We start from the raw sequence: 12,684 nt of genomic DNA on the forward strand, positions 1-12,684 counted from the left end.
TGCCGGGGGTCAGCTGCCGGCGCCGGCCTTCATGAGCGCCTCCATGTCCATGACCTGGTCGGCCGGCGGGGCGGTGACCTTCAGCGGCTTGTCGAAGTCGCTGAGGGTGACCGTGCCCGGGTCGTCGCCGCCGGCGGTGACGGAGCGGAGGATGTACGGCTTGGCGGAGTCCTTGGCCACGTACAGCGTGGTGGTCTCGCCCTTCTTGTCGGCCTTGCTCTTGAGGACGACGGCGGCGGCGCCGTCGACGTCGGCGTCGGCCTCGCGGGTGAGACCGGTGGTCTCGGTCTCCTTGTCCATGTCGGCGAAGAGCGCCTTCAGGTCGCAGAACTCGCCGAGGTCGTTGGAGTCGGCGTCGTCGGCGGGGAGCTTCATCCAGCGGCCGTTGAGCAGGGTCGCGATGGCGCCGGCCTCCTCGGCCGAGGAGCCGTCCTCGCCCGCGGTGCCCTTGTAGAAGGCGTCGTCGCCCTTCATGTAGGTGAAGCCGCCGGTGCGCATGACCTCGGCCTTGCCGCCCTCGCCCATGGACATCGAGCCCTGGCAGGTGCCCTTGTCGTCGACCGAGAAGTCGAGCTTCATGTCCTTGCCGTCTTCCTTGCCCTCGCCCTTCATGTGGACGGAGGTGACGGCCTTGGTCGTCTCGACGGCCTTCTTGGCGATGTCGTCGGCGGAGAGGCCCGCGAAGGGGTCGGCGGGCTTGTCGTCGCCCTTGCCGCAGCCGGTGACACCGGCGACGACGGTCAGACAGATCGCCGCGGTGGCCCAGAGCTTCCGGTTGGCCCTCATGCGCGTACTCCTCAGCGTGCTTGGTGGTGCTTTCGGCGTGTTCGAAAGCGAAGATTCACAGCTTTTCTTGACGGCGACCTTATGCGGTGCCGCCCAGAGAATGACAAGCCGGGGTCGCCGAAGGATGCACGGACGGGAAGGTGACTCCCGTCACTCCCGCTCAGTCGACGACCTGGCGGCCTTCCGGTCGGGCACTGCACGCGGCGCGGAAGGAGCAGTTCGCGCAGTGCTGCCCGGCGGTCGGGGTGAAGCGCTCGTCGAGAACCCGGCCCGCGGCGGTGGCGAGCAGTTCCCCGACCCACTCGCCCTCCGGCGGACCCTGGGCCTGCACCTTGGGCAGGGCGTCGCCGCCCTCCTTCTTGGGGGCGGCCTGGCGCAGCTGGACGAGTTCGGCGCCGCCGGGTTCGGGGCGGCGGCCGTCGAAGACCTCGTCCAGGGCCCCTTCGCGGACGGCGAGCTGGTAGACGGCGAGCTGCGGGTGGTGGGCGACCTCGTCCCGGGTGGGCGCGGACTTGCCGGTCTTGAAGTCGACGACGTACGCGCGGCCCTCGGCGTCCGTCTCGACGCGGTCCATGGAGCCGCGGATGCGGACCTGGTACTCCCCCGCCTCCAGGGTGACGTCGAAGCCGTGCTCGGAGGCGGCGGGGGTGCGGCCGCCGCGGTCCATCACGTGCCAGCGCAGGAAGCGTTCGAGCGCCACGCGCGCGTGCTCCTTCTCCTGCGCGGACTTCCAGGGGGCGTCGAAGGCGAGGGCGTCCCACACGGTGTCGAGACGGGCCATGAGGACGTCCAGGTCGGCGGGGGTGCGGCCGGAGGCCACCTCGTCGGCGAGGACGTGGACGACGTTGCCGAAGCCCTGCGCGGCGGTGGCCGGTTCGGCGGCCTTCACCTCGCGGCCGAGGAACCACTGGAGGGAGCAGGTGGCGGCGAGGTTCTCCAGGGCGCTCGGGGAGAGCGCGACGGGCCGGTCCCGGTCGCGCAGCGGCACCTCGCCGCGGGTGGGCTCGTGCAGCCCCCACCAGCGGTCCGGGTGGGCGGCCGGGACCATCGGCTGCCCGTCCTCGTCGGCGAGGGAGGCGAGGGAGGCGAGGCGGCGGGCGGCGGCGTCGCGGAGCGCGGGCGAGGCGTCCGGGTCGACGGTGGTGGCGCGCAGCTCGGCGACGAGCGCGGAGACGGCGAGCGGGCGGCGGGGCCGTCCGGGGACGTCCTTCGGTTCGGCGCCCAGCTCGGCGAGGAAGCGGGAGGGCTGGTCGCCGTCCTCGGCGGGTGCCTTCACGGCGGTGACGACGAGCCGTTCGCGGGCGCGGGTGGCGGCCACGTAGAAGAGGCGGCGCTCCTCGGCGAGGAGGGCGCCCGCGGTGAGGGGTTCGGCGAGGCCGTCGCGGCCGATGCGGTCGGCTTCGAGGAGGGAGCCGCGGCGACGCAGGTCGGGCCAGAGGCCCTCCTGGACGCCGGCGACGACGACGAGGCCCCACTCCAGGCCCTTGGAGCGGTGGGCGGTCATCAGCCGGACGGCGTCGGGGCGGGTGTGGCGGCGGGTCAGGGTGTCGGCGGCGATGTCCTGGGCGTCGAGCTCCTCCAGGAAGTTGAGGACGCCGCGGCCGCCGAGCCGCTCCTCGGCGCGGGCGGCGGTCTCGAAGAGGGCGCAGACGGCGTCGAGGTCGCGGTCGGCGTTGCGGCCGGCCGGGCCGCCGCGGAGGGCGGCGCGCTCCAGGCGGCCGGGCCAGGGGGTGCCGTTCCAGAGGAGCCAGAGGACCTCCTCGGCGGTGCCGCCGGCGGCGAGGAGGGCGCGGGCCTCCTGGAGGAGGCGGCCGAGACGCTGGGCGCCGCGGGCGTAGGCGGGGTCGTGGGCGGCGAGGCGCTCGGGTTCGGCGAGGGCGCGGGCGAGGAGGACGTCGGAGGGGGGCGGGAGCCGGTCGCCGGCGGCGCGGTGCTCCTCACGGAGGGCGCGGCCGAGCCTGCGCAGGTCGGCCGGGTCGACGCCGCCGAGGGGCGAGGCCAGGAGTTCGAGCGCGGTCTCCACGCCGAGCCAGCCGCCTTCCGGCGCGGGCTCGTGCGGGGCGGGGTCGGAGGACGCGGGGTCGGAGGGCGCGACCTCCGAAGACGCGGCCTCCGCCGTCGGCTGGGGAGCGGGCTGCGGAGCCCGTACGGGGTCGGCCTGCGAACCCCGTACGGCAACGGACTCCGAAGCCCGTACGCCACCGGACTCCGAGCCGCGTACGGGAGCGGCCTCCGTGGCTCGTACGGGGCCGGCCCCGGAGGCCGGCGCGGCGCCTGGGTCGGTGGCGACCGCCCCTGCCGCAGCTTCCGGCTCTTCCGGCCCTGCCGCCGCTTCCGGCCCGGCCGTCCCTTCCACCCCTTCCGTCTCTGCCGTCCCCGCGGCGCGTCCGCTCGCGGCCGGGGCGGCTACCGCCCTCAGCGCCAGGAGCAGGGGCGCCACCGCGGGTTCGTGGCGGAGGGGGGTGTCGGCCGTGTCCGTCTCCACGGGGACGCCGGCCGAGGTGAGGGCGCGGCGGAGGGAGGTGAGGGGGGCGGCGGCGCGGGTGAGGACGGCCATGTCGTGCCAGGGGACGCCGTCCTCCAGGTGGGCGCGGCGCAGCAGGTCGGCGATGTTCTCGGACTCGGCGGAGGCGGTGGGGTACGTGTACGCCTCGGCCCGGCCTCCGTCGCGTACCGGCGCGAGGTCGCGGTGAGCGCGCACGGCGGCGGCGGGCAGCCGGGTGAGCGGCATGCGCGCGGTGAGCCGGCGGGTGGCGGCGAGGAGGTCGGCGCCGGCCCTGCGGGAGGTGCCGAGGACGCGGACGGGGGCTCCGCCGAAGGCCGCGGGGAAGTCGAGGATGCCGTTCACGTCGGCGCCGCGGAAGGCGTAGATGGACTGGTCGGGGTCGCCGAAGGCGACGACCGTGGTCCGGCCGCCGCCGGTGAGCGCGGTGAGGAGCCGGACCTGGGCGGGGTCGGTGTCCTGGTACTCGTCGACGTACACGGCGTCGTACGCGGGGAGGGTGATCTCTTCGGCGAGCAGCACGGCCCGGTGGACGAGCTCGGTGTAGTCGAGGACGCCCTGGAGGTCGAGGACGTCGAGGTATTCGGCGAGGAAGCCGGCGGCGGCCTTCCAGTCGGGGCGGCCGACGCGGTCGGCGAAGCGGCGCAGCGCGTCGGGGCCGAGGCCGAGTTCGCGGGAGCGGGCGAGGACGGCGCGGACCTCGTCGGCGAAGCCGCGGGTGGTGAGGCAGGCGCGGAGTTCGTCGGGCCAGCGGACGCCGCCGAGGCCGGTCCGTTCGAGGTCGATCTGGCCGGCGAGGAGCTCGCGGACGGCGAGGTCCTGCTCGGGTCCCGACAGGAGCCGGAGGGGCTCGGCGAAGAGTTCGGCGTCCTGGTGGGCGCGGATGAGGGCGTAGCAGTACGAGTGGAAGGTGGTGGCCTGGGGCGGGCGGCGGCCGCCGAGCCGGGTGGCCATCCGGTCGCGGAGCTCGACGGCGGCCTTGCGGCTGAAGGTGAGGACGAGGATCCGCTCGGGGTCGGCGCCGCGTTCCACGCGGGTCGCGACGGCCTCCACCAGCGTCGTCGTCTTCCCGGTGCCGGGTCCGGCGAGGACGAGGAGGGGTCCCCGGTCGTGCTCAACCACCGCCCGCTGGGCTGCGTCCAGCTGAGGGGGATCCACCGGGGCCGGCGCCGTGCGCACCAGCCGGTACGAGCCGGGGGTCCGCTGCCTGCCCGCGCCCGGGTACGGCTGTCCCTGGTGCGGCGGCGTCGGCCGGGTGGTGGAGGAGGAACTCACGTGGTGGGCCGGTCCTGGTCGGTGGTGAGGTGACGCGTGCGGTGCGGGTGGTGCGCGCGGTGACGGCGGCGGAGGCGCGGGGAGCGGTACGCGGACGGGTGCGGGTCCGGGGGCGCGCACGCGCGCGTGCCGGGGCCCGTACCTCTCTCCGTACCGCTCTCCGTGGCTCCGCCGCGTCCGGTGTCGGATCCGGTGCCGGGTCCGGCGCCGTCGGCGGCGTGCCCGTCGACGTTACGCGAAACCGGGCGCTCGCGGGCCCGTGTCTCCGGGACCGGACGGGCGGGGGCCCGGGCGCCACGGGGGTGCCGGGGGCGCGTGTGAGATCCCGCACGCGCCGGCCGGGCCGCGCGTCGCGCCGGTCATTCCGCTTCGCCGTCGGGTTCCGCTTCGACGCCGTCCCAGCGGGCCCGGCGCATGTCGATCCTCGGCACGTGCCCCTCGGCCGCCGGGCCGCGCTCGCGGAGCGGGGTGCCCTCGTCGCGGTAGTGGTCGAGGGCGCGCAGCTCGTGGCCGGGGAGCAGGGTGCCGTCGGCGCGGACGACCCGCCACCACGGGGCGCCGCCGCCGTAGAGGGCCATGACGCGGCCGACCTGGCGGGGGCCGCCCTGGCCGAGCCACTCGGCGACGTCCCCGTAGGTCATCACCCGGCCCGGTGGGATCCGGTCGGCGGCGTCGAGCACCGCCTCCGCGTACGGGGGCAGCTCGTCGGCCGCTCCGGAGCCTTCCGCTCCGCTCGCTCCGGTCCGTCCCACGGGTCCCTCCATGCTCGTCCGTGCCATCCTGCCTCACCCCACCGACATGGCCCTGATGCCTCCGCCGGGCTGCTCTTCGTGCCACCATCGTCCGGGCGGTGACCGGTGATACGAGATCGACAGCGACAGACGCAAGCGGCAGTACACGCAGAGACGGACATGGTGATGGGTCAGGACACACAGCCTCCAGGTGAGGCTCGGCCCGACATGCCCGAACGGGTCTCCGGCGACGAGCCGCTGCTCGCCGCGCGCGTCCACCGGCCCTCCGACCTGATGCGCCTGCTCGCCGGGACGCTCGCCATCGCCGTCGTCCTCGCCATCGCCGCCTTCGCCCACGGCACCACGTCCGGCCTGGAGCAGGACATCAACAAGGGGGCGGTCGGCGCCTCCGACGTCTTCGTCAAGATCGCCGGCCTGGTCTCGTCGATCGCGATCCTCGTGCTGCCGGTGGCGTTCGCCATCGAGCGGCTGGTGAAACGGGACGGGCTCCGGATCGCGGACGGCGTGCTCGCTGCGGTGCTCGCGCACGGCGTCACGCTGGCGATCGACCTGTGGGTGGCCAAGGCGGCGCCGGACACCATCCAGGACGCGCTGACCCAGCCGGCGGGCGGCGGCGGGCTGACCGACCCGGTGCACAACTACCTCGCGCCGGTGATCGCGTACATGACGGCCGTCGGGATGGCCCGAAGACCGCGCTGGCGGTTCTCGCTGTGGACGGTGCTGCTGCTCGACGCCTTCACCATGCTGGTGGCCGGCTACACCACCGCCTTCTCGATCATCCTCACCGTCCTCATCGGCTGGACGGTGGCGTACGGCACCCTGTACGCGGTCGGCTCGCCGAACGTCCGGCCGACCGGCCAGACCCTCCTCGCGGGCCTGCGCCGGGTCGGCTTCCGGCCGGTGACCGCGCTGCGCGCGGAGGAGGTGCCGGAGACCGCGGAGAGCGGGGACCGGGGCCGCCGGTACCTCGTGACCCTGGAGGAAGGGCCGCCGCTGGACGTCACGGTCGTCGACCGGGAGCAGCAGGCGCACGGCTTCTTCTACCGGCTGTGGCGGCGGATCACCCTGCGGACGGTGACGACCCGCCGTTCGATCGTCTCCCTCCGGCAGGCGCTGGAGCAGGAGGCGCTCCTCGCGTACGCGGCGATCGCGGCGGGCGCGAACGCGCCGAAGCTGATCGCCACCTCCGAGCTGGGGCCCGACGCGGTGATGCTCGTGTACGAGCACATCGGCGGGCGGAGCCTGGACTCGCTCGACGACGACGAGATCACGGACGAGCTGGTGCGCAGCGCCTGGCGGCAGGTGCGGGCGCTGCAGTCGCGCCGGATCGCGCACCGCAGGCTGTCGGGGGACGCGATCCTGGTGGATCGTTCCGGCAGGGTGTTCCTGACGGATCTGCGCGGCGGGGAGATCGCGGCCGGCGACCTGGTGCTGCGGATGGACATCGCCCAGTTCCTGACCACCCTGGGCCTGCGGGTCGGGGCGGAGCGGGCGGTGGCGGCGGCCGTGGACGTCCTCGGCCCGGACGCGGTGGCGGACTGTCTGCCGCTGCTCCAGCCGATCGCGCTGAGCCGTTCGACCCGGGCGACCCTGCGGAAGCTGGCGCGGGAGCGCTCGCAGCGCGAGCGGGACGCGGTCCTGGCCGCCTCGGAGGAGGCGAAGCGGGAGCGGGAGCGGGCCAAGGCGGCCGCCCACGCGGGGCTGCCCGCGCCGGACGCCGACCCCAAGGCCGAGAAGGCCGAGAAGCGGGCGGACAAGAAGGCGGAGAAGCGGGCGCTCGACGAGGCCCTGGACGAGGCCCGCGAGGAGGACCTGCTCGCGCAGATCCGCCGGCAGGTGCTGCTGATCCGGCCGCAGGCTCCGGTGGAGCCGGTCCGGCTGGAGCGGATCAAGCCGCGGACGCTGATCTCGCTGATCGCGGGCGCCGTCGCCGCGTACTTCCTGCTGTCGCAGATCACCCGGACGCCGCTGTCCACGGTGAGCGAGGCGGACTGGCGGTGGGTGGCGGCGGCCGTGCTGTTCTCCGCGCTCAGCTACGTGGCGGCGGCGATGAGCCTGCTCGGTTTCGTGCCGGAGCGGGTCGGCTTCTGGCGGACGGTGGTGGCGCAGATCGCCGGCTCGTTCGTGAAGATCGTCGCCCCCGCGGCGGTCGGCGGCGTCGCCCTCAACACCCGCTTCCTGCAGCGCGCGGGCGTGCGCCCGGGGCTCGCGGTGGCGAGCGTCGGCGCCTCGCAGCTCTTCGGGCTCGGGGCGCACATCCTGCTGCTGCTCTCCTTCGGCTACCTGACGGGCACCGAGAAGTCGCAGTCGTTCACCCCGTCGAGGACGGTCATCGCGGGTCTGCTGACGGTCGCGGTGCTGGTCCTGGTGGTGACGGCGATCCCGTTCATGCGGAAGTTCGTCTCGACCCGGCTGCGCTCGCTCTTCGCGGGCGTGGTGCCGCGCATGCTGGACGTGCTCCAGCGGCCGCTGAAGCTGGCGACGGGCATCGGCGGGATGCTGCTGATCACCGGCACCTTCGTCCTCTGCCTGGACGCCTCGATCCGCGCCTTCGGACACGGGACCGCGTCCATCAGCTACGCGAGCGTGGCCGTGGTCTTCCTCGCGGGCAACGCGATCGGCTCGGCGGCCCCGACGCCCGGTGGTGTCGGCGCGGTCGAGGGCGCGCTCATCGGCGGCCTGGTCGCGGTGGGCCTGCCCGTCGAGGTCGCCACCCCCGCGGTCCTCCTCTACCGTCTGCTGACCCTGTGGCTGCCGGTCCTGCCGGGCTGGCTCTGCTTCAACTGGCTGACGCGGCGGGAAGCGCTGTAGCCGCCCGGCGGTCGGGGCCCGGCGCTCGCCGGCGCGCCGCGCCGAGCCGGGGCACCCGCTTGGGGGTGCGCCACGGGCGGGCCGCGGCGGGGGCGACGAGCATGGGGTCATGCCCTTCTCCGCCGGCCGGCGCGCCGCCGCCCTCCTCACCGCCAGCACCCTCCTCTGCCTGACCGGCTGCTCGGACGACGGCGACGAGGCCGCCCAGGCCCGCCCCACCGGCACCGACGGCCTCTCCTCCCTCACGAGCCAGCAGCTCGAATGGGACACCTGCCCGCCGCCGTCCCCGGCGGAGGGCGGCGGCTCGGCCCCGACCCCCCTCCCCGGCGGCACCCCGTGGGAGTGCGCCTTCCTGCGCACCCCGCTGGACTGGTCCCGGCCGGAGGGCGAGACGATCGAGCTGGCCCTGATCCGCGCGCGGGCCAGGGACAACTCCCGCCGCATCGGCTCCCTGGTCTTCAACTTCGGCGGCCCCGGAGGCTCCGGCGTCACCGGCCTGCCGGGCTTCGCGAACGACTACGAGTCCCTCCGCTCCCGCTACGACCTGGTCTCCTTCGACCCGCGCGGCGTCGGCCGCAGCGAGCCGGTGGAGTGCGCCACGGACAAGGAGCTGGACGCGTACTACGCCCTCGACTTCACCCCGGACGACCGGGCCGAGGAGCGGACGCTGTCCGACGCGCAGAAGAAGTACGCCGCGGGCTGCGAAGCCGACGCCGGGCCGGTCCTCCCGCACGTGGGCACGGAGAGCGCGGCCCGCGACCTGGACCTCCTCCGCCAGGTCCTCGGCGACGACAAGCTGCACTACTTCGGCATCTCGTACGGCACGGAGCTCGGCGGCGTCTACGCCCACCTGTTCCCCGAGCGCGTCGGCCGGGCCGTCTTCGACGCGGTCGTGGACCCGGACGCGGGCGTCGAGGAGGGCGCCCTCGGCCAGGCGAAGGGCTTCCAGCTGGCGCTGGACAACTTCGCGCAGGACTGCGTGGACCGGGGCGACGAGTGCGCGCTGCCGGGCTCGACGGTCGCCGAGATCGAGGAGGGCGTCACCGATCTCCTCACCGCGCTCGACAAGAAGCCGATCGCCGGCATCGGCAGCCGGAAGCTGACGCAGACCCAGGCGACCAACGGCATCGCCCAGTCGCTGTACTCGAAGGAGTTCTGGCCGTACCTGGAGCAGGGCCTGGAGGCCGCGGACGGCGGCGACGGCGCCCTCCTCCTGGCCCTCTCCGACTCGATGAACGGCCGCGGCGAGAACGGCAGCTACAGCAACATCCAGGCCGCGAACGCCGCCATCAACTGCGTGGACTTCAAGGAGCGCTACACGCTCGGCCAGGCCAAGGAGCGCCTCCCGCAGTTCCGCGAGGCCTCCCCCGTCTTCGGCGACTTCATGGGCTGGGCCCTCTCCTCCTGCTCGCAGTGGCCGGTGCCGGGCGGCTGGGAGCACCCGGACGTCTCCGCGCCCGGCTCCGCGCCGATCCTGGTGGTCGGCAACACCGGCGACCCCGCGACCCCGTACGAGGGCGCCCGCGCCATGGTCCAGGCCCTCGGCAAGGGGGTCGGCGTGGAGCTGACGTACGAGGGCGAGGGGCACGGCGCGTACAACGGCGGCAGCGCCTGCGTGAAGAAGGCCGTCGACGGCTACCTCCTCGACGGCAAGGTCCCGGCCTCGGGCACCGTCTGCAAGTAGCCGCCACCGGGCCCCCTAGGATGACGGCCAGTCTCGGCCCGAACCCGGGGGGTCCTCCTTGTCCACGCGTTCCCTACGGACCCCGCGGTCCATACGTTCCGTCCGGTCGCTCCGCAGGCGTCTGGCGGTGCTCGCCGCCGGCGGGCTGCTGGCCGCCGGCTGCACGGCCACGGACACCCCGGCGCCCTCCTCCGGCGCCACCGGATCCTCCGCCTCCCCCACCTCCACCGGCTCCCCCACCTCCCCGGGCTCCCCCGCCTCCCAGCGCCTCGACTGGAAGCGCTGCGACGACGCCGGCGCCGAGTGGCGCTGCGCCACCGTACGGGTCCCGCTGGACCACGCGAAGCCGGCCGGGGCCACCCTGGACGTCGCCCTGATCCGCAAGGAGGCGACCGACCGGAAGCGGCGGATCGGATCGCTGCTCTTCAACTTCGGCGGGCCGGGCGCCTCCGGGGTGGAGATGCTGCCGCAGCTGGCCGGGGAGTACGCCTCGCTGGGCGAGCGGTACGACCTGGTGGGCTTCGACCCGCGCGGGGTCGGCCGCAGCTCCGGAGTGGTCTGCCGGGACGACGCCGAGCAGGCCGCCGCGGAGGCCGCGGTCGACTCCACCCCGGACACGCCCGCCGAGGAGGCCGCCTATCTGAAGGACGCCGCCGACTTCGGGGCCGGCTGCGCCCGCCGCTCCGGCACGGTGATCCCGTACACCACCACCTCCGCCACCGCCCGCGACCTGGACGTGATCCGCCGGGCCCTCGGCGACGAGAAGCTGCACTACTTCGGCATCTCGTACGGCACCCAGCTCGGCGGCACGTACGCCCACCTCTTCCCCCGCCGGGTGGGCCGGCTGGTCCTGGACGCGGTGGTCGACCCGACGGCCGACGCCGCGGGCCACGCCCGGCACCAGACCGTCGGCTTCCAGCGGGCCCTGGACAACTACCTGAGGTCCACCGGGCAGACCCCACGAGCCGGCACCGCGCGGATCACCGCGCTGCTCGCCTCGCTCGACCGGCGGCCCCTGAAGGTCGGCGACCGGCTGCTCACCGAGGGCCTGGCGACCACCGGCATCGCGGTCACCCTCTACGCCGAGTCGAGCTGGCCGCTGCTCACCGAGGCCCTGGAGGCGGCCGAGGCCGGAGACGGCAGCGGGCTGCTGCGGCTCGCCGACGCCTACAACGACCGCGACGAGCAGGGACGTTACGCCACCCAGTCGCACTCCCAGCGGGCGATCTCCTGCGCCGACTCCAGCGAGCGCCCGACGGCCGCGCGGGCGAAGGCGCTGCTGCCGGAGTTCCGCCGGCTCTCCCCCGTCTTCGGCGCCCTCCTCGCCTGGGACACGGCCGGCTGGTGCGCCGGCTGGCCGGTGAAGGGCGAGGCGAGGACCCCGGCGGCCTCCGCCCCGGGCGCGGACCCGGTGCTCGTGGTGGGCACGACGGGCGACCCGGCCACCCCCTACGAGGGCGCGGAGCGGATGGCGGCGGAGCTGGGCGAGGGCGTCGGCGTCCTGGTCACCAACAAGGGCGAGGGCCACGGCGCGTACGGCACCTCCCCGTGCGTGACGCGGACGGTCGACGCGTACCTGCTCGACGGCGAGGTGCCCGCGTACGGCACGACCTGCGGTTAGCGCGGGCGCGCGAAAGGCCCCGACCCCTAGAAACCGCCCGTGCGGTCCGGGGCCTTTCGGTGGTGCCGGCTAGTAGACGGGCTTCTCGGGCTCGATCTGGTGGACCCAGCCGATCACGCCGCCGCCGACGTGCACCGCGTCCGCGAAGCCCGCGGACTTGAGCACGGCGAGGACTTCCGCACTGCGGACACCCGTCTTGCAGTGCAGGACGATCTTCTTGTCCTGCGGGAGGTCCTGGAGGGCGTTGCCCATCAGGAACTCGTTCTTCGGGATCAGGCGGGCGCCCGGGATCGAGACGATCTCGTACTCGTTGACCTCGCGGACGTCGATGATGTCGATGTTCTCGCCCTCGTCGATCCACTCCTTGAGCTGCTTCGGAGTGATCGTGGAGCCGAGCGCCGCCTCCTGGGCCTCTTCGGACACGACGCCGCAGAAGGCCTCGTAGTCGATGAGCTCGGTGACGGTCGGGTTCTCGCCGCAGACCGCGCAGTTCGGGTCCTTGCGGACCTTGACCTGGCGGTACTGCATCTCCAGGGCGTCGTAGATCATCAGCCGGCCGACCAGCGGCTCGCCGATGCCGGCGAGGAGCTTGATGGCCTCGTTGACCTGGATGGAGCCGATGGACGCGCAGAGCACGCCCAGGACGCCGCCCTCGGCGCAGGAGGGGACCATGCCCGGCGGCGGGGGCTCCGGGTAGAGGCAGCGGTAGCAGGGGCCGTGCTCGGACCAGAAGACGGAGGCCTGGCCGTCGAAGCGGTAGATGGAGCCCCAGACGTACGGCTTGTTCAGCAGCACGCAGGCGTCGTTCACCAGGTAGCGGGTGGCGAAGTTGTCGGTGCCGTCGACGATCAGGTCGTACTGGCTGAAGATGTCCATCACGTTGTCGGCTTCGAGCCGCTCCTCGTGCAGGACCACGTTCACGTACGGGTTGATGCCGAGCACGCTGTCGCGCGCCGACTCCGCCTTGGAGCGGCCGATGTCGGCCTGGCTGTGGATGATCTGGCGCTGAAGGTTCGACTCGTCGACCTCGTCGAACTCCACGATGCCGAGCGTGCCGACACCGGCCGCGGCCAGGTACATGAGGGCCGGCGAGCCGAGGCCACCGGCGCCCACGGCCAGCACCTTCGCGTTCTTCAGCCGCTTCTGCCCGTCCATCCCCACGTCGGGGATGATCAGGTGGCGGGAGTACCTGCGGACCTCGTCTACGGTGAGCTCGGCAGCCGGCTCGACCAGGGGTGGCAGCGACACGGGG

Annotated in this window: 7 protein-coding genes; 3 read left to right on the top strand and 4 right to left on the bottom strand. The window is 74.2% G+C overall.

Annotated features, from left to right (window positions below):
- Positions 1 to 9: 9 nt before the first annotated feature.
- The 3 genes from ACFZCF_RS07725 to ACFZCF_RS07735 all read right to left on the bottom strand — a co-directional run bounded on the left by ACFZCF_RS07725 (position 10) and on the right by ACFZCF_RS07735 (position 5,328).
- Positions 10 to 786, bottom strand: coding sequence for a hypothetical protein (locus tag ACFZCF_RS07725; protein WP_388436632.1), 777 nt, complete (start codon positions 784 to 786; stop codon positions 10 to 12).
- 160 nt (positions 787 to 946) lie between these two features.
- Positions 947 to 4,564 carry a UvrD-helicase domain-containing protein gene (locus ACFZCF_RS07730; RefSeq protein ID WP_391285320.1) on the bottom strand — a complete coding sequence of 1,206 codons (3,618 nt, stop codon included), beginning with the start codon at positions 4,562 to 4,564 and terminating at the stop codon, positions 947 to 949.
- Positions 4,565 to 4,923: 359 nt separating this feature from the next.
- On the bottom strand, positions 4,924 to 5,328 hold the full coding sequence (locus ACFZCF_RS07735) for an MGMT family protein (RefSeq protein WP_388438862.1): 405 nt from the start codon (positions 5,326 to 5,328) through the stop codon (positions 4,924 to 4,926).
- 153 nt (positions 5,329 to 5,481) lie between these two features.
- On the opposite strand from ACFZCF_RS07735, the gene ACFZCF_RS07740 reads away from it, so the two are divergent.
- The 3 genes from ACFZCF_RS07740 to ACFZCF_RS07750 all read left to right on the top strand — a co-directional run bounded on the left by ACFZCF_RS07740 (position 5,482) and on the right by ACFZCF_RS07750 (position 11,432).
- Positions 5,482 to 8,127 (top strand): lysylphosphatidylglycerol synthase domain-containing protein, encoded by a 2,646-nt coding sequence (locus tag ACFZCF_RS07740; RefSeq protein ID WP_388436638.1) that lies wholly within the window; start codon positions 5,482 to 5,484, stop codon positions 8,125 to 8,127.
- A gap of 109 nt (positions 8,128 to 8,236) precedes the next feature.
- On the top strand, positions 8,237 to 9,811 hold the full coding sequence (locus ACFZCF_RS07745) for an alpha/beta fold hydrolase (RefSeq protein ID WP_391285323.1): 1,575 nt from the start codon (positions 8,237 to 8,239) through the stop codon (positions 9,809 to 9,811).
- Positions 9,812 to 9,902: 91 nt separating this feature from the next.
- Positions 9,903 to 11,432 carry an alpha/beta fold hydrolase gene (locus tag ACFZCF_RS07750; RefSeq protein ID WP_391285985.1) on the top strand — a complete coding sequence of 510 codons (1,530 nt, stop codon included), beginning with the start codon at positions 9,903 to 9,905 and terminating at the stop codon, positions 11,430 to 11,432.
- 69 nt (positions 11,433 to 11,501) lie between these two features.
- Here the strand turns inward: ACFZCF_RS07750 and moeZ are convergent, their stop codons facing one another.
- Positions 11,502 to 12,680, bottom strand: a complete 1,179-nt coding sequence (moeZ, locus tag ACFZCF_RS07755) for an adenylyltransferase/sulfurtransferase MoeZ (protein WP_150231474.1) — start codon at positions 12,678 to 12,680, stop codon at positions 11,502 to 11,504.
- Positions 12,681 to 12,684: the final 4 nt, after the last annotated feature.

This window comes from Streptomyces sp. NPDC007945 (assembly GCF_042958885.1).
GTDB lineage: Bacteria > Actinomycetota > Actinomycetes > Streptomycetales > Streptomycetaceae > Streptomyces.